General features: G+C 34.2%; 20 protein-coding genes. 3 read left to right on the top strand and 17 right to left on the bottom strand.

Annotated elements, in window-relative coordinates; translation table 11 throughout:
- The 8 genes from J2Y60_RS08185 to J2Y60_RS08150 form a co-directional block, all read right to left on the bottom strand.
- Positions 1-1,035, bottom strand: a complete 1,035-nt coding sequence (locus J2Y60_RS08185; protein WP_309923276.1) for a hypothetical protein — start codon at positions 1,033-1,035, stop codon at positions 1-3.
- A gap of 169 nt (positions 1,036-1,204) precedes the next feature.
- Positions 1,205-1,588, bottom strand: a complete 384-nt coding sequence (locus J2Y60_RS08180) for a hypothetical protein (protein ID WP_309923279.1) — start codon at positions 1,586-1,588, stop codon at positions 1,205-1,207.
- A gap of 68 nt (positions 1,589-1,656) precedes the next feature.
- Positions 1,657-1,878: a hypothetical protein gene (locus tag J2Y60_RS08175; RefSeq protein ID WP_309923281.1), complete on the bottom strand. Its 222-nt coding sequence runs from the start codon at positions 1,876-1,878 to the stop codon at positions 1,657-1,659.
- Positions 1,879-1,883: 5 nt separating this feature from the next.
- Positions 1,884-2,372 (bottom strand): response regulator, encoded by a 489-nt coding sequence (locus tag J2Y60_RS08170; protein WP_309923283.1) that lies wholly within the window; start codon positions 2,370-2,372, stop codon positions 1,884-1,886.
- A gap of 17 nt (positions 2,373-2,389) precedes the next feature.
- A complete protein-coding gene (locus J2Y60_RS08165; RefSeq protein WP_309923285.1) occupies positions 2,390-2,731 on the bottom strand; it encodes a cupin domain-containing protein in 342 nt (113 codons plus the stop codon).
- 225 nt (positions 2,732-2,956) lie between these two features.
- The gene (pfkA, locus tag J2Y60_RS08160) at positions 2,957-3,931 is read right to left on the bottom strand and encodes a 6-phosphofructokinase (RefSeq protein ID WP_409014219.1); all 975 of its coding nucleotides are present in this window, start codon (positions 3,929-3,931) and stop codon (positions 2,957-2,959) included.
- 59 nt (positions 3,932-3,990) lie between these two features.
- Complete coding sequence (mgtA, locus tag J2Y60_RS08155) at positions 3,991-6,510, bottom strand: magnesium-translocating P-type ATPase (protein ID WP_309923289.1); 2,520 nt, start codon at positions 6,508-6,510, stop codon at positions 3,991-3,993.
- A gap of 320 nt (positions 6,511-6,830) precedes the next feature.
- The gene (locus J2Y60_RS08150; RefSeq protein WP_309959314.1) at positions 6,831-7,145 is read right to left on the bottom strand and encodes a DUF2383 domain-containing protein; all 315 of its coding nucleotides are present in this window, start codon (positions 7,143-7,145) and stop codon (positions 6,831-6,833) included.
- A 73-nt stretch (positions 7,146-7,218) separates the two neighbouring features.
- Here J2Y60_RS08150 and J2Y60_RS08145 point away from each other — a divergent pair, with 73 nt between their 5' ends.
- Positions 7,219-7,368, top strand: coding sequence for a hypothetical protein (locus J2Y60_RS08145; RefSeq protein WP_309923291.1), 150 nt, complete (start codon positions 7,219-7,221; stop codon positions 7,366-7,368).
- Between the two features lie 64 nt (positions 7,369-7,432).
- On the opposite strand, the gene J2Y60_RS08140 is transcribed toward J2Y60_RS08145, so the two are convergent.
- From J2Y60_RS08140 to J2Y60_RS08115, 6 genes are all read right to left on the bottom strand, one after another.
- Complete coding sequence (locus J2Y60_RS08140) at positions 7,433-7,747, bottom strand: hypothetical protein (RefSeq protein ID WP_309923293.1); 315 nt, start codon at positions 7,745-7,747, stop codon at positions 7,433-7,435.
- A gap of 98 nt (positions 7,748-7,845) precedes the next feature.
- Positions 7,846-8,406, bottom strand: coding sequence for an AraC family transcriptional regulator (locus tag J2Y60_RS08135; protein WP_309923295.1), 561 nt, complete (start codon positions 8,404-8,406; stop codon positions 7,846-7,848).
- A 122-nt stretch (positions 8,407-8,528) separates the two neighbouring features.
- Positions 8,529-8,963, bottom strand: coding sequence for a response regulator (locus J2Y60_RS08130; protein WP_309923297.1), 435 nt, complete (start codon positions 8,961-8,963; stop codon positions 8,529-8,531).
- 61 nt (positions 8,964-9,024) lie between these two features.
- Positions 9,025-11,004 (bottom strand): ATP-binding protein, encoded by a 1,980-nt coding sequence (locus tag J2Y60_RS08125; RefSeq protein ID WP_309923299.1) that lies wholly within the window; start codon positions 11,002-11,004, stop codon positions 9,025-9,027.
- A 110-nt stretch (positions 11,005-11,114) separates the two neighbouring features.
- Positions 11,115-11,684, bottom strand: a complete 570-nt coding sequence (locus J2Y60_RS08120; protein ID WP_309923301.1) for an AraC family transcriptional regulator — start codon at positions 11,682-11,684, stop codon at positions 11,115-11,117.
- Positions 11,685-11,698: 14 nt separating this feature from the next.
- Positions 11,699-12,040, bottom strand: a complete 342-nt coding sequence (locus J2Y60_RS08115; protein WP_309923303.1) for a cupin domain-containing protein — start codon at positions 12,038-12,040, stop codon at positions 11,699-11,701.
- A 497-nt stretch (positions 12,041-12,537) separates the two neighbouring features.
- Between J2Y60_RS08115 and J2Y60_RS08110 the strand changes: the two genes are divergently transcribed.
- Together J2Y60_RS08110 and J2Y60_RS08105 are read left to right on the top strand one after the other, a co-directional pair.
- A complete protein-coding gene (locus tag J2Y60_RS08110; protein WP_309923305.1) occupies positions 12,538-13,554 on the top strand; it encodes a glycosyltransferase family 2 protein in 1,017 nt (338 codons plus the stop codon).
- Between the two features lie 15 nt (positions 13,555-13,569).
- Positions 13,570-14,544: a hypothetical protein gene (locus J2Y60_RS08105; protein ID WP_309923306.1), complete on the top strand. Its 975-nt coding sequence runs from the start codon at positions 13,570-13,572 to the stop codon at positions 14,542-14,544.
- Between the two features lie 36 nt (positions 14,545-14,580).
- Here J2Y60_RS08105 and J2Y60_RS08100 read toward each other — a convergent pair whose 3' ends face one another.
- From J2Y60_RS08100 to J2Y60_RS08090, 3 genes are all read right to left on the bottom strand, one after another.
- Positions 14,581-15,606, bottom strand: a complete 1,026-nt coding sequence (locus tag J2Y60_RS08100; protein ID WP_309923308.1) for a quinone-dependent dihydroorotate dehydrogenase — start codon at positions 15,604-15,606, stop codon at positions 14,581-14,583.
- A 129-nt stretch (positions 15,607-15,735) separates the two neighbouring features.
- Positions 15,736-16,470: an outer membrane lipoprotein-sorting protein gene (locus J2Y60_RS08095; protein WP_309923310.1), complete on the bottom strand. Its 735-nt coding sequence runs from the start codon at positions 16,468-16,470 to the stop codon at positions 15,736-15,738.
- 19 nt (positions 16,471-16,489) lie between these two features.
- The coding region (locus J2Y60_RS08090; protein ID WP_309923312.1) for a hypothetical protein at positions 16,490-16,711 on the bottom strand (222 nt) is incomplete at its 5' end.

Here is a 16,711-nt window from a genome sequence, read left to right as displayed (position 1 = left end):
TTATTGTGTGTTATGCATTAACTCTTTCACGAGTGCGGTTAAACTCAGGGAAGCACAAGCTATTTGTTCGTCGGCAGCACCGTAATAAATATAGAGCGTATCGCCAAACAAGGCTGTTCCCGTCGGGAAACAAACATTATTTACTTCTCCATCAAGCTCCCAAGCTTGGTCAGGTCTGAATAATGGATAAGGTAAACGAGCTATTTCCTTTTGTGGATTCTGTAAGTCGAGCAATGCCGCACAAGCTGAATATACATATCCCTTTATGGTATCTTGAACACCATGATATATCAACAACCAACCATGTTCTGTTTCTATTGGCGGACAGCCTCCTCCTATATAACTTACTTCATGGTCAAATTTTGGGGTAAGCACAATGTTTTCGTCCAGATGAAGAAAGTAATTTTGCCAGAATTCACTAGTAAGCTCCTCTAAATGATTGATACCCACTACAATTTGAATATCTGGTTTTATACGATGTAAAAAGCAAAGCTTGTCGTTTATCTTTCTAGGGAAAAATATTACGTTTTTATCCCAAAGAAGAAATTGTTTACCTTCTTTTTCAATAATTCCAAGATGTTGATTATACCTTGGGTACTTGTCATCTAATGCATTTTTAGCTTCAGAAAGTCGCCTAAATTCATCATAAGTAATTTGAGGTACGATGATTCCCTTTTTTTCAAAATTTACTAAATCAGTTGAAGTAGCCAACGCTCCTAAAGCATTTACGCCATCATAGGCAGTGTAGGTCAGGTAATATAAATCATCAATTTTTACAATTCTTGGGTCTTCAACACCGTGCGACTCATACTCAAACTGAGGGAAAAGTATTGGTGATTCTGAACGAGAGTCAACAACCAAAGGACCTTTCAATTTACAATATCCAATACTTGAATAATTCCCTTGGCTAACGGCCCTATAAAAAAGATGTACATATTCGCCTTCTCTGTATATTGCTGGATTGAGCACTCCTTCATTTTCAAAACCCAAAGTGGTTTTTCCCAAAAGAATACCTGTTTTGATTACTTCTATCATAATAGGGTTGCTGACGTTAGTAAAATTTATATTAAGCTTCGCTACCTTTTTCTTTACGTTTAGCGGCCTTGGCCTCTCTTTTCTCCTTTAGGTTCTTTACAGGCGCTTTTTTGCCTGTTTTTTCTTTACCTTCTTTCTCTTTCGACATATTATTTTAGATTATTTAGCTTCAAAGCCTATTAAAATAATTTCTTACATAAGCCACCTGTTGGTTATCAGTCATTTTATCACTTGTTTTTACTTCAATCTTAATGTTCTTATAATGCTGGTCTTGATTCAAAATATTAAACAATTCGACTTTTGCATCCGTTGGCCCAAATAGTAGTACTTCATCATACCCTATTATTTCTGTAGCTATTTTTTTATAAAAACCCATTTCAAGGTGCTGTTCCTTGTTATGCATAATATTTTCGCTTTTACTTAAGCTTTGCTCTTTTTCTTCATGCGTAAAATCAGATGTTATTATTTTACGCTCAATGAAAATATTGCTATATTCCATTAAATTGGCTGTTGAGTGATCCATCCAGATACCCAATTTCTTTTTTGTAGTCATTATTCTTGATGTTGTTTTTGTATATAATATTATTTGAATAATATAGGTTTAGAGGTTAAGTAGCCCTATTATTCTGTAATTCCACGATTATGATTGGTATTGTACTTTTTCAATAATGCTAATAAAGAATCGTAATAATCTTGTAAATTTTTCTGATTTACCGCTGGATTAACAACATCTGGGACACTTATAGGCATTTCTTCAACATATTTTGATAGTTCAGGAAATTTCTCATGGATAAGCATCGTAATTTTCAGAATCTCGTCGTTAAGTTCACTTTCGGTTTTCATAAAGTTTAAGGATTAGCTGTAAAAAATAATTGTGCCGGAGCGTTTTGCTCAAAAATTGATTTATTTGATAATCCCTTAAAAAAGCTCCCTGTTGGCATTAAATTAGGTTTAAGCTCTTGCTGAATTGCTTGTCTGATTTTCTGACAAAGTATTCTTTCATCAGAAGGTTTATTGATAAATGTTTTTGCTCCAAGCTGAAGGATATCTTTAATCCTAGCCATATCATTGGTAAGAAAAACCACTGGTATATTTTTAATTCGGGGGTTATTTAAAATTTCACTAAAACACTCAATACCGCCCATAATAGGCATATTGATGTCTGTAAAAATTAAATCTGGAAGTATTTCTGCCTTTTCTAATTGTTCTAAAGCTTCTTTTCCATTATTTGCCAGTCCAAACAGACGAACTTCGAGTATCTCACTCAAGGCTTCTATAAAAAACCTTTGGTCATCTTTGTCATCTTCGATTAATAATATTTTTTTTGTGGTTTTCATTTTTGTGGGGCTTTCAATTAGTCTTCGTAGCCACTTTTAATAATGGTTGAAATCATTTTAAACTGTACATTCGCATTAAAACGGTAAGTTGAATGGGCAGGGATAATAATTCCCTCGCCTAATTTTAGCTTAATCTTTTTATCATTTATCATTAACTCTGCTGAACCATCAATAATCTGAATATATATATCGTAAGGAAGTTTTTTTGGTGATAATTCTTCTCCAGCGTCTAAAGAAGAGATGGTGATATTTCCTGTTGACCTTTTAATGATTGTCTTGCTGACCACAGTATTGGATAAATATTCTATGATTTCAACAATGATGTGTGCTTTTGATTTTTCTAATCCATAATCTTCCATACTTATCATTCGATTTAATGCTGATTGAACTATCTAATACAAAGGTTGGCAAATCGACATTAGCATGTGTTACACAACTTTTTAAATTTGTTGCATCATTCACAGATTCAACTATTTTTGAAGGGCTAAAAAGCAGATTTATTCTTTAACTATTTACTCGTCAATCATTTGTAAAATGATATTGAAAGGCAATGAAGCAGCTTAAAATAAAAAAGTTGAATACCTTTAACTAGTTAAGGTATTCAACATATTTAATGTACTCTGGTTTATGTCGAGATGTTGTTTTCTGACAGCTTCAAATGGCGTAAAGCAAAGCTCATTTTTTTGCAAGCCTACCATTACATTTTGTTTGCCTTCTAATAAAGCAACCACGGCTGTGTACCCAAATTTTGAAGCAAGGATTCTGTCCGCAGCCGACGGGCTACCTCCTCTTTGGATATGCCCCAAAATACAAATGCCTATGTAATGAGTGGGCATATATTTTCTAACCATTTCAGCCGTTTTATTGGCTCCTCCATTTTCATCTCCCTCTGCAACAACTATGATTAATGAGGCTTTTTTTCTATTCCACCCTTTTTTGAGGATATTCTCAAGGTTTTCAATATCTGCTTTTGATTCAGGAATTAAGATAGACTCAGCGCCAGAGGCAAGTCCAGCTCCATAGGCAATATAACCAGAATCTCTACCCATCACCTCTACCAAAAATATTCGTTCATGCGACTCAGCCGTATCTCTAATTTTATCAATTGCCTCCATTGCAGTGTTCAATGCTGTATCATAACCTATACAAACATCCGTCCCAGCAATATCGTTATCAATTGTTTTAGGGATACCAATAAAAGGAATATCAGCATATTCTTCAATAAAAGCTTTTACACCCGCAAATGAGCCGTCGCCCCCAATAAGCACTATGGCATCAATCTTTTCTTTTTTGATGTTTTCATACGCTATTAATCTCCCTTCTTTTGTTTTGAACAGTTCACTTCTGGAAGATTTAAGAATAGTACCTCCCAACTGTATAATATTGCTTACACTTTGTGCTTGAAGGTGGATAAAATCTCCAGCGATTAATCCTTCAAAGCCATGTTGAATACCTACAACTTTCAATTGATGAAAGATTGCAGTCCTTACTACGGCTCTGATACAGGCGTTCAGCCCAGGGACATCCCCGCCTGATGTCATTACCGCAATCTTCTTTATTTTTTTTGTTTTTGATTGACTCATTATAGTATTATTAATAGATTTTAAAAGCATCATTATCAATTACTTCTATATTTCTTAAAAAACCATACCTTCAATAAGTCGGCTGTGATAATATAAGTCGCCACAATCAAAAGCATCAATCCAAGATTTAAGAAAGGTAACGGAACCAAGCCTACCTCGTTGGCAAAGGGCAGATAAGGCATAGCAATTGTAAGAACAAGCCCCACGATGCTCAGGATAAACAAGTAACTACCGGGTTTACTTTTAAAGAAGTTTTTGTGTGTCCTAATGATAAATAGGATAAACAATTCTGTTAGGATAGATTCAATAAACCAAGCTGTTTGAAAAGCAGATTCCTTCACCTTTAATACATACAAAAGCGTCAGAAAGGTAATCACATCAAACAACGAGCTATGTATTCCAAAAATGACCATGTAGTTTCGGATAAATTTTAAATCCCATTTTCCGGGTTTATTTAATTGCTCTTGGTCAACATTATCAGAAGCAACCGTTAAATAAGGGAAATCAGTAATGAAATTGGTCAGTAAAATTTGCTTGGGCAACATTGGTAAAAAAGGCAACAATAACGAGGCTATCGCTACACTAAACATATTACCAAAAGTAGAGCCTGTATTAATAAAAATGTACTTCAAGGTATTAGCAAAGGTTTTTCGTCCTTCTTTAATTCCATCTACAACAACCATTAGATTTTTTTCTAACAAAACAAAGTCTGCGGCTTCTCTGGCTACATCTACTGCATTTTCTACGGAAATTCCTACGTCGGCAGCATTAATGGCCGATACATCATTGATACCATCGCCCATATAAGCAACAGTGTACGTTTTTCTGAGGGCAAGTATTATTCTTTCTTTTTGTTGTGGTTCTACCTCTGCAAAAATATGCGTTTTCTTTACCAAGAGTTTTAAGGCTTCTGGACTGGTGTTAATGAGGGACTCTCCTGTCATCACTACTGGATTTTTGATACCAATACTCAATGCAATAGACTTTGCTACATTTTTATTATCGCCAGTAATGATTTTCAGGTTTACTGCTAATTTTTTCAATTCATCGATGGTCTCAATGATTCCTTCTTTTACAGGGTCTTGAAGCAAGACAAATCCTGCAAAAATCATGTCTTTTTCATCTTCTTTTGATATATCATCTTTTTCAATATTTTTATAGCATAATCCAATAGCACGCATACCACTGAGACCAAATTCTTCAAATTTTTGCTCAATAACTGTTTGATAATCTGATAGGTCAGCTATTGAGCCATTCGTTAACTTTACTTTTGAACAAATATTGAATATTTGTGTAAAAGCCCCTTTACAAATCAGTAGGCTTTCGCTATTTGTCTGAACGGCAATACTTAATCTTTTACGAATAAAATCATAGGGTACTTCTCCAATTTTTTTGACTGTTTCTTCGGGCTTGAGGTTTAATCCTTTCAGGGCTTCATCAATGGGGTTGGTATAACCTGTTTCAAATGAGGCATTCCAAAAAGCCAAGAGTTTTACAAATTCACTTTGTTCTCCAAAACCATCTAATAATCCTGCTACCTTGATAGCACCTTCGGTAATAGTCCCTGTTTTATCGGTGCATAATAAATTCACTTCGCCTAGGTTCTGAATAGAAGCCAATTTCTTCACGATTACTTTCTTCTCTAGCATTCGTTTTGCTCCGGCACTCATAGCGATAGTTGTGATGGCGGGCAGTAATTCTGGAGCCATACCAACAGCCAAGGCCAAAGCAAACAAGGCAGAATCAATAACGCTTTTATGATTGACTAGATTGACTATTAAAATAAAAAAAGAGAGTACTAAGGTGATTTTCATGAGGAAATAGCCGAAGTCTTTAATGCCTTTTTCAAAAGTGGTTTCCTTTATGGTATTGATGCTTTGGGCAATGCTTCCAAATATAGTGTCAGTCCCTGTATTGATAACCAGTGCCTTGGCATTTCCACTAACAATGTTGGAGCCCTCCCATAAACAGTTTGTTCGTTTTGCTAATTCGGTATGTTCGGCTAAGATGCCAACTTCTTTTCTTACTGGGTAAGACTCTCCAGTAAGGCTCGATTCATTGACGTGTAATTCATTGGCTTCAATTAATAAACAGTCTGCCGGAATCATATCACCAGCTTTAAACAAAAGAATATCGCCAGCCACTATGTTTGATGAGTCAACTTGTTGTACTTCGCCATCTCTAAGTACATTGCTTTTCAGCGAAATCATGGATTGCAATTTCTCGACTACTTTCCCTGCATTTCTCTCTTGAAAAAAACTCATTAATCCAGTAGAAATTACGATAAAAAGTATGATAAAAACATCGGAAGTGTCGCCAAGGAAAGCAGAGAGGATGACAGCACCAATCAATAAAAGCATCAGCGGACTTTTGAATTGTCCGATAAAAAGACCCAAATCTTTTTCGAAAGAAGACTTTGTTTTTTTGTGATGCGGTGATTGTAGCAATTTTTTATTCGCTTCAACCTGCGAAAGTCCTTTGTCGGTGGCATTCAATTGCTGAAACCAATACGTTGGCTCAAATTGCCAAAAGTTATTTGCGGGTAATATCTGCATTATATATTGTCTAATTTCCTTGTGATTGACGGCCTTCTTCATTCACAAAATACAATGGGATAGCCGACACGTATTAATCTCGTGCAAGCTAACCCATTGTATTGTGACAATACATGATGTACATCATATCATTCGATATTTTTTATCACCTATTGATTCATCGTAAATATATTATTCCTTTCCTAAACATCACGCAGGAAGGAGCCATCATTCCATGACAATTTTAATGACAAACTATAGCCCATTGTTCAGCCTTTTAAGTATGTTGTAAATAGCATCTACCTTAGCTGACGGTATCCAGCATACGTAGTTGTCTTAATTTATCTATTTACCATAAATAAATACTTATTCGATTTATTGCATAATGCTATTATTCGGGCATAGTCAGTTTTAACTAACCTTTGTTGGGCATTAATCATAATGCGTTGATAAGTAAAGATATCTTCTAAATTATTCTTCAAGGCTCTTCTATAAGCATTAATGACTTCGTCTTCGTTATGTGAACAGACATTTAACATTGCTTTGCGGTAATTCCCTGTAAGCATTGCTTTCAAATCCATAAAAAATTTAAAAAATTTACTCGTTGCCTTTATTTCCTTGGTTGGTATACCTCCAAGGTCATAAATTTCATCTATCAGTTTACTTTTATTTTACAAAGTTCCTTAGTTTGTTTCAACAAAGGAAATAACACCTTTAAATCTGTTTCGTATGTTTCAATCGTTGGTTGCTGTTTCATTGCTTTCTATGCTCTCATTATTCATTTCAACCAGAGATTTTAATAGTTGTATGGATTTTTCTTTATTGATTGTAGTGATAGAAATAAGTTTTGAGATTATTGGTACTAACATCGGCTTGTGAATTAATACACAATTAATCTGACAGGTTGCGTACAGACTCACAAGCCAACGTATATTATGCTGTACTACAGTAAAAGAATCAGTAATAGTACGATAATGATGATGGCTCCTACTGAAAGATATACGCCACCGCCTACTTCTTTTAATGACTTTTTAATTGAACGGACTTCTTTTCGCAAGGCTTTTTTCTCTACCGAACTCATGTTCGATTTATCCATAGCCTTGATTTCTTCTAATCTGTTCATTAAAGTGCTTGCTGTTGTTGATGCTGCTTTTTCTGTGGCTGTTTTCTCAGGTTCAGCAACTTCCGCTTTTACAGTAAAAGGCATTACCAGCACCAATACCATCGTGATTAAAATATACGATTTAAGTTTTTTCATCTTTTTAGTTTTTATAGCTTGATTTTTAGTATTTAGTGTAAAGGTGGGGTATAAAAAACTAGAAAGCCTTACATGATTTTGGGAAATAGTTACATCATTCACAGATTTTCGAGGGTACTTCTTTTTTTGAGTTTAAGGGCTTTAAAATATGATGGGGTTAAACCAGTCATCTTTTTGAATTGATTAGAAAGATGAGCCACACTACTATAATGTAGTTTAGTAGCTATTTCAGTAAGATTTAGCTCATCATAAATGATTAGTTCTTTTACTCGCTCAATTTTATGAAGAAGAATATACTGTTCAACAGTAGTGCCTTCCGTTTCAGAAAAAAGATTAGATAAATAAGTATAATCGTATTTAAGTTTTTCACTTAAATAAATTGAAAAGTTGATTTTAGGCAATTCATCCGTATAATGAACCATCTCAACAACTACATTCTTTATTTTTTCGATTAACATAGCTTTTTTATCATCCATTAGTTCTAGTCCCGATTTTGCAAGGGCGTTTTTAATTTGGTTATGTTGTTCTTGGGTGATATTTTCCATAATTTCTACTTCACCTAAATTTACATTTACATAATGCAATCCAAGTGTTTTCAACTCTGCTTTCACCACCATTTTACAACGATAGCTGACCATGTATTTTATAAATAATTTCATACCTTATCTATCAAGTTGGTTTACGTTGTCACTAATTATTCCAGACAACGCAAAAGGGTGGGAAGATTTAGCAAGTTAAAGCGTTATAAAATGCTATTTATTTCTTCTGTTATTCGTTGATATTACATCCTGTCCATATACCAATTCAACTCATTTTCCATTTTATGGTACTTAAATATCGTTGAAATAATTTGTTGTAACCGCAAAAAAGCTGTTTCGCTCTTTACCACATAATCATAAGCCTTGTGGTGCATACAGATTACGGCCACGTCTATTCTATCTTGTTGAGACAACATTATTACTGGAATTTTAGCATCAAAAGTTTTTATTTCATCTAATGCTTGTATTCCATTCATAGCATTTTTATCAATCCCATCTAGCAGATAATCTAAAATAATGATATCGGGTTTATGCGATAAGTTTTCTATACAAAGCTCGCCTGTAACATACGTTTCAACGATAAATGTATCTAGTTGAAGGAATTCTATTTCTAGTGATTTCAAAAACACGATATCATCATCTACTAGGAAAATTCTAATTTTATTTTCGTTTTTCATTATTTATTAGCTGAATGTATGTCAACTATAATTTAACTATAAATAATCATTAAGGCAGCAGTTACTTAATTTCTTTAATTCTTTTAAGTTCTTCTTCCAATTCTTTACAGGCTTGCAAGCATACTTTTTCGAGTTGCAATACCAAATCTTGTATACCATCTGTTTGTTCTAGTCGGCTGGCGTATGCTTGAATTTTTTTGGCCATTTCTTCAAAGTCTGCACTAATTCCCATGATTGAAAAAGAAGGAATTATTTTGTGCATGGCCGAATATAATAATTGCCAGTCTTTATCTAATAGGCTTTGTTTCATCGTGTAGATTAATGGAGGTGTCTGTAATAAATAGAGCGAAATCATTTCCATCATCAATTTTGGATTCGATTTTGTTCGATGTACCAAATAATCAAGATCTACATATTTAGCCTTTTTTATTGCACTGTTTTCATTTCCTCCTATATCAGTAGCTTTAAAAGGTATCTTTTTGTTGACTAAGCCAATGATTTTACTGTATAAGATTCGCTCATCAACGGGTTTAGCCAGATAATCATTCATTCCTACTGCATTACACTTTGCCAAGTCAACCGTGGTGACATCAGCCGTTAAAGCAATAATAGGAATTTGAGATTTCATCGTATTCCTTATATAATCAGTAGCTTCAAAACCATTCATTTCAGGCATTTGCAAATCCATCAAAATAATATCGTATGATTTTGTCTCTAGTTTATCAATGGCTAATTTCCCATTGGCGGTAATATCACATTCAAAGCCGAAATCATCTAATAATGTTTTCATCAATAATTGATTGAGCGCCATATCTTCAACGACCAATACATTGATGTTTTTAATTTCTGTATTCAGTTCCATTATCTTCGTTTCTAATTCAGCTTCCGCATTTGTTTTTTGAAAACTCAATAAAAAACTAAATGAAGACCCTTCATCCACTTTACTTTTTACAATAACTTTTACGCCCTGTAAGTCTAATAATTGTTTTACAATGGCAAGCCCTAAACCTGTCCCGCCATATAACCTTGATGTTCCACTAGAGGCTTGTTGGAAATTCTCAAATATCTTTTCGATTTTATCTTCCGTAATACCAATACCTGTATCTGCTACGGTAAATTCAATACTTACATTTTCTTCATCTTCAGAGAGCAAACGGACACTCACCGTAATTTTACCTTTAGTGGTGAATTTCACGGCATTACTTACCAAATTAAGAATGATTTGATGTAAACGCACTGGGTCACCAATCAATACTTCTGGAATATTATCATCGTATTCGGTAACAAGTACTAAGTTTTTTTCCTGAATCTTAGTTTCAAATAAATGAAGCATCGCTGAGATAGATAATGCCAATTTAAAAGGGGTTTGCTCAAAGGTCATTTTGCCAGCATCTACCTTGGCTAAGTCTAGGATATCATTAATCAGTACAATTAAGGCATCACCACTCATTTTTATGGCCGTCAGGTACTCTTTTTGTTTGGCTGTCAATTCTGTTTTCAAGACTACTTTTGTAAACCCAATAATAGCATTCATCGGTGTACGAATCTCATGGCTCATATTTGATAAAAATTGCTGTTTGGCTTTTACTGCATTTTCAGCAATTTGCGTAGCACTTTCGGCTTTGCTTTGTGCTTCTTCTGCAAATATCTTTGCTTCATTCAATTCTTTTTCAATCTTTTTTTGAGAAGCAATATCCCTTGCCATTATTACAGCCCCCAGCACTTCGCCAGCTTCATCTTTATAGACATAACCATTAAAAATGACATCCGTAAGCTTATGGTCAATGATGGTGAGTTGAAAATCAGAAACGAAACCCTTCGCAAATATTTCCTGATAAATTTCACGGGCTTTTTGAGGTTCAGTACAATAAACCACAAAATCTGTATCGATTACTTCTTCGCGTACTTTGCCTGTTATATTTACAAAAACCTCATTCATATCAACAATTTTCCCATCAGTACTAATGATGACCATTGCATTCAAATTAGCTTCTATCAAACTTCTAGCGTACGCGGATTCTTGTTTTTTTAAGGTTTTCATTGTTTCTATTTTATACAGGCTTCGTCATAGGTTGCTAAGGCTTTTTTTAGAAAGCGTGTTTGTAGATAAATAAAAGATATATTCTTAATTCAATTAGCAGAAAATGCTTCTTAATTTGTAGTTTCCAGAATGGTATTTTGTCTCTTTTCTTTTAATTCTTTAAAATGAGAAGGAGAAAGCCCAGTTACTTTTTTAAATTGATTAGATAAATGAGCTACACTACTATAATTCATTTTATAGGCGATTTTTGTAAAGTTTAGTTCGCCATAAATAATTAATTCTTTGATGCGTTCTACTTTTTGAGCAATGATAAATTGCTCAATGGTAGTGCCTTGTACTTCTGAAAATAGATTAGCCAGATGTGTATACTCTTGATTTAGTTTTTCACTTAAATAGTCTGAAATATTTGTTTTGCCCGTTTCCTCGTCATTATGGTAGACCATCTCTTTAATGGCAATTTTTAGTTTTTCAATCAATTCAGATTTTTTGTCATCTATTAGTTCAAGCCCTGCACTTAGCAAAGCAATCTTTAATTGCTTTGTTTGTTCTACAGAAATATCTTCCATGATTTCAACTTCCCCCAAATCAACCACGATAAAATGTAGCACAAGTGTTTTTAACACATCTTTCACTATCATTTTACATCGTAAACTGACCATGTATTTAATATATAGTGTCATTTTTATCCATTCATTTAGTCTTCGTAACCACTTTTTATCACAGTCGAAATCATTTTAAATTGTACATTTGCATTAAATATATGCGAAGCATGAGCGGGAATAATAATACCTTCGCCCAACTTTAATCTATGTATTTTTCCACTAATAATTACTTCGGCTGCGCCATCTATAATTTGAATATAATTATCGAAAGGAGATGTTTTTTCAGCTAATTCTTCCCCTGCATCAAAAGACGATGCGGTAATATTACCCGTTATTTTTTTTATAATCGTTTTGCTTACTACTGCGTTAGGAATATATTCTATGATTTCAATAATGATGTGCGCTTTTGATTTTTCTATTTCTCCTGTCTCCATGCTTAATTTTGGTTTTACTTGAATTTAATATAAAACTATCTGTAAAGGTGAGCATCTTATTCGACAATAACCTTACATCATTAAAGAATAACCTTACATAATTCACATATTTTCAAAATTGGGCAGTAAAAAGGGATAAATAGCATATCATCAAACATATTACCCTGAAAAACAAGCAATTATATTATTACTGCTTGCACGATAGTAGGTACTGACCTCGTGACAAAAGAAAGGTAAGTTCAATCATTAAAAACTAATTTGATTTAGTAACCTACATAAGTTTTAATACAAATTCGTATCCACTAAAGAGAATATGCATCTATTTGGTCAAAAATCCTTAATTTTGTTACAGTGGTGACTCCGACTATGAGTCATACAGTTGTGAATGAAGAGTTATGAATTAAAATGCTGTATCAATACTTTAAAATGCAGCAGCTTACTACTCACAACTCACCAATCGTTCATATACAACGTTTTACAAACTAAATTCATACATTTTGAAGACCATTTCAATAGCTTTGTGTACATACAATGGTGCTAAGTTTTTAAGAGAACAACTTCAAAGCATTGCGAATCAAAAGCTTTTACCAAACGAAATCATTATTACAGACGATTGCTCTACTGATGATACAGAAAGTATTGTAAATGAATTCAAAAGCCTCCTCAACATCACTTTTATTCGGAATGCAACGCCTCTGAAGGTTAGTAAAAATTTCGAAAAAGCAATTTCTCTTTGTACCAGTGATATCATTACTTTATGTGATCAAGACGACCTTTGGCACCCTGAAAAACTATCCATTATTCATAATTATTTTCAAACAAATCTTTCAAAGTTAGCCGTATTCTCTAATGCTAAATTGATTGATGAAAAAGGGAAGGATTTAGGACAAACCTTTTGGCAAAAAGTAAGATTAAATGCTCCGCAAATAGAGGCTTGGCAACAAGGAGAGGCACTTGAGGTTAATCTTCATGGGAATAGAGTAGCTGGCTGTATGCTAGCTTTTAAGAAAGAATTATTAACATTTTGCCAACCATTTCCTGCATTCAAGCCACCAATGATTCATGACGGCTGGCTAACGTTGATAGCTTGTATGTTTAATGGCATTGGATTGATTGATAAGCCGTTAATTTCGTACCGTCAGCATGAAGCGCAGCAAGTAGGCACTAGGGCAGTACAACAAGGCAAGGTATTAAGTTTAAAAGAACGACTAGCGCGTCCAAGGGCTGAAAAACTTGCTCCTTTTATTCAGAAAAGAGATGAATATAGCTATTTAAGAACCATCATTAAACAATATTTGGGTCAAAAAAATGGTTTAATAGTAAGTAATAATTTAAAAAAGATAGATTCCGTCATAGATTTTTATGAAACTAGAGCTACCCTACCTATATTTCATTTACTAAGAATTTTACCTGTTATGAAATTATTAATAACGGGCGCATATCATCGCTATAAAGACCAAGAGGCTTCATGGAAAGCACCTTATATTGCGGCTTTTGGTGATTTATTTGAATAATGAAAACCCTTACCCATGAAATTAATATATACCGTTTGTACTTCTAATTATCTATATCAAGCCCTGACGTTGGGGGAATCTATCGAAAAGACTAACCCTGATTACGAGTTTATCATCTGTCTTGCTGATAAAATACCCGTACTTGATTTCGAAATTCCCTATAAAATTATTCCTGTAGAAAGCATCAACTTTCCTGCTCTGGAAGATTATAGCACTAAATTTATCACCCTTGAGCTTGCCTGTGCGTTAAAGCCTATTTTTGCCCTTCATTTGTTAGCTATATATCCAGCTTTAGAGAAACTGATTTATTTAGATACGGATATTTACCTGTACAGGTCGCTTGAGGATGTTGAAAAGAATCTTGATGAACATGATATTATCATTACACCGCATATTACGAAGGAGATTCCGTTATCTGAGCGTTGGAATGAAAAGCAGTACTTGAATGCAGGTTTGTATAATGCAGGTTTTATTGCTTTTAAGCGAACGGAAAATACATTGAAGTTCTTGGATTGGTGGCAAACTCATTTAAACAAATACGGTTATCTTGATTATTGTAAAGGAATGGGAGCTGATCAGCTTTGTTTAAATTTTGTACCCGTTTTTTATGATAAAGTATTAATAGATTACAATCCTGGCTTAAATATAGCGTATTGGAATTTTCAAGAACGGGAGTTAAGTGTTAAAGATGGCAGCTATTTTGTGAATGATATTAACCCTTTAGTATTCTTTCATTTCAGTGGATATAATCCTGAGAAGCCAAAGTTGGTTTCAAAACACCTTAAATTATCAAGTAATAAAAACCAGCAGGCTTTGAAACAAATCCTGCAACAATATAGAATTTCTTTAATTAAAAACCACTTCAATTACTTTAAAGGCATAATACCTGCTTATGGTATTTATGTGGCACCTCCAAAAGAAAAGCATATTGTTGGAAAATTGATTGAGAAGTCGGCTTGGAAAGTAATTAATTACATAGAAAATTTTTAAGGCTTTTCTATGTAATTAACCTCTCTCTATAGCATTTTAAGCCTTTGCGATGGCCTTGTTAATTTCACTTGCCAAAGCTGGGCCTTCGTAAATAAAGCCTGTGTAAATTTGTACTAAGCTGGCCCCAGCATTGAGTTTTTCGATGGCATCTTTCGAAGAATGAATACCCCCTACTCCGATAATTGGGAATGCTTTATTTGATTTTTCTGATAAATAACGAATCACTTCTGTAGAACGCTTTTCGACTGGTTTTCCGCTCAATCCTCCCATTTCTGATTTCAATGCCTCCGCAGCCATTAATCCTTCACGAGAAATGGTAGTATTGGTAGCAATCACGCCTGCAATATGCGTTTCTTGGACAATCTCGATAATATCATCTAACTGAGAATCCGTCAAATCTGGTGCAATTTTCAACAAAATGGGTTTAGACTTAGCCCGTTTTTCATTTTCAGTTTGCAATGTTTGTAGTAAATTCTTCAACGGTTCTTTCTCTTGTAAAGCCCTGAGATTAGGCGTATTTGGCGAACTTACATTTACCACAAAATAATCAACGACATCGAATAATTCGTGGAAACAAATTAGGTAATCATCCACTGCATTTTCGTTGGGCGTTATTTTGTTCTTGCCAATGTTTCCCCCGATTAAAATGTCAGATTTTCTTTGCTTTAATCTAACAACGGCTTCTTTTACGCCTTCGTTGTTAAAACCCATTCTGTTGATGAGGGCTTCATCTTCTTTCAAACGAAACAAACGAGGTTTATCATTACCCGGTTGTGGTTTCGGCGTGAGTGTCCCGATTTCTATAAAGCCAAAACCCATGGTAGACAGTTCGTCAACCAAGAGGGCATTTTTATCAAAACCAGCAGCTAACCCTACAGGGTTTTTGAATGTCAATCCAAATACTTCTCTTTCTAATACTGGATTTTCATAATGATAGAGAGCTTTGAAAATCGAAGAAACAAAAGGGATTTTAAACAAGAATTTTACTAAACTAAAAGTAATATGATGGGCTTTTTCAGCATCAAATTGAAATAAAAGAGGCTGGAGAAAAAATTTGTACATGGATTATGTTTTTCATGAAAAATAATGGTAAAATTACTAAAAGCCCAAAGAAAAACCTCTCAAGTATTAAATAACTTGAGAGGTTTTTCTTTATCTGTTATCGTAAAGCTTACAACTTATTGCTTACAATTACTTGCTGGCTGGTTTTTTAAAAATCGACACATCAATAGTTGGGTTCAATTTGATTGATTCCGTTTCAATAGTCATCGTCCCTCCCATTGGGTTTGCAGTTTCCATTGTATAAGGAAAAGTTAGTCCATCGATTTGTTTAAAATTCGAGAAAGTCACTTCTGCTTCAATTTCTTGCCCTTGTACTTTACGTTTCCCTGATGTTTTTAATGTATAGTATGTTGATGTCGACACATATAAGTTGGTAACATCTCCATTTTTTTCTGTCAGTTTCAACTTGTAAACATCAGCGCCATCTACTTTTTCAGTTCCCACTAATTCTACTGTAGAACCTTTTTCTTTATAATATAATAAAGAGCCACCCAAATCTACTTGCTTACGAGACTCTCGAATCATAGCAATAGGCATGTCTTCAGGTTCTCCTGTTCCACCCATCATTGCTGGTCTAACAGACCACCCTGTTTCTCCATCTATAGCCGTAATAATTGATTGTCCCATTACTGAAACATCACTTCTTAAAGACTTACCATTCACAATGACTGTTTTACTATCAATATCCATGCCTTGAACCGAGAATTTATTTTTCATCTCTAAGCCCTTCAAAGCTTTCCATTTTTCCAATCCACCCATTGCTTCAATGTGTTTTGCCACAACTTCATCTGTAGTTTGGGCAAATGCACTAGCAGTAGTTGCCATTACAATTAGCGCCGAAGTAATAATTTTTGAGATTTTCATCGTTGTTTTTTTAATGTTATTAACTAATAATTGCTTGGTTTAATGATATACTATTATGTATAATAGTAATTACGCTTGAAATGTAGCTAGTATTATATTCATCACAAAACATAATCTTGATAATCAGTGAATTTAGAGGATGAATGGAGCTTTGAGCTTTGAGCTTTGAGCTTTGAGCTTTGAGCTTTGAGCTTTGAGCTTTGAGCTTTGAGCTTTGAGCTTTGAGCTTTGAGCTTTGAGC

Source organism: Arcicella sp. BE140 (assembly GCF_031456255.1).
Classification (GTDB): domain Bacteria; phylum Bacteroidota; class Bacteroidia; order Cytophagales; family Spirosomataceae; genus Arcicella; species Arcicella aquatica.
Note: the sequence above shows the minus strand (reverse complement) of the source record. Positions and strands in the feature narration are given on the sequence as shown.

Excerpts from the sequence above, each read along its gene's own strand:
- J2Y60_RS08140 (WP_309923293.1), bottom strand. The coding sequence starts at position 7,747 with ATGAAAAAACTTAAATCGTATATTTTAATCACGATGGTATTGGTGCTG.
- J2Y60_RS08175 (WP_309923281.1), bottom strand. The coding sequence starts at position 1,878 with ATGAAAACCGAAAGTGAACTTAACGACGAGATTCTGAAAATTACGATG.
- J2Y60_RS08120 (WP_309923301.1), bottom strand. The coding sequence starts at position 11,684 with ATGACACTATATATTAAATACATGGTCAGTTTACGATGTAAAATGATA.
- J2Y60_RS08165 (WP_309923285.1), bottom strand. The coding sequence starts at position 2,731 with ATGGAAGATTATGGATTAGAAAAATCAAAAGCACACATCATTGTTGAA.
- J2Y60_RS08100 (WP_309923308.1), bottom strand. The coding sequence starts at position 15,606 with ATGTACAAATTTTTTCTCCAGCCTCTTTTATTTCAATTTGATGCTGAA.
- J2Y60_RS08170 (WP_309923283.1), bottom strand. The coding sequence starts at position 2,372 with ATGAAAACCACAAAAAAAATATTATTAATCGAAGATGACAAAGATGAC.
- J2Y60_RS08125 (WP_309923299.1), bottom strand. The coding sequence starts at position 11,004 with ATGAAAACCTTAAAAAAACAAGAATCCGCGTACGCTAGAAGTTTGATA.
- J2Y60_RS08145 (WP_309923291.1), top strand. The coding sequence starts at position 7,219 with ATGTTTCAATCGTTGGTTGCTGTTTCATTGCTTTCTATGCTCTCATTA.
- J2Y60_RS08130 (WP_309923297.1), bottom strand. The coding sequence starts at position 8,963 with ATGAAAAACGAAAATAAAATTAGAATTTTCCTAGTAGATGATGATATC.
- J2Y60_RS08135 (WP_309923295.1), bottom strand. The coding sequence starts at position 8,406 with ATGAAATTATTTATAAAATACATGGTCAGCTATCGTTGTAAAATGGTG.
- J2Y60_RS08095 (WP_309923310.1), bottom strand. The coding sequence starts at position 16,470 with ATGAAAATCTCAAAAATTATTACTTCGGCGCTAATTGTAATGGCAACT.
- J2Y60_RS08115 (WP_309923303.1), bottom strand. The coding sequence starts at position 12,040 with ATGGAGACAGGAGAAATAGAAAAATCAAAAGCGCACATCATTATTGAA.
- J2Y60_RS08105 (WP_309923306.1), top strand. The coding sequence starts at position 13,570 with ATGAAATTAATATATACCGTTTGTACTTCTAATTATCTATATCAAGCC.
- J2Y60_RS08185 (WP_309923276.1), bottom strand. The coding sequence starts at position 1,035 with ATGATAGAAGTAATCAAAACAGGTATTCTTTTGGGAAAAACCACTTTG.
- J2Y60_RS08180 (WP_309923279.1), bottom strand. The coding sequence starts at position 1,588 with ATGACTACAAAAAAGAAATTGGGTATCTGGATGGATCACTCAACAGCC.
- mgtA (WP_309923289.1), bottom strand. The coding sequence starts at position 6,510 with ATGCAGATATTACCCGCAAATAACTTTTGGCAATTTGAGCCAACGTAT.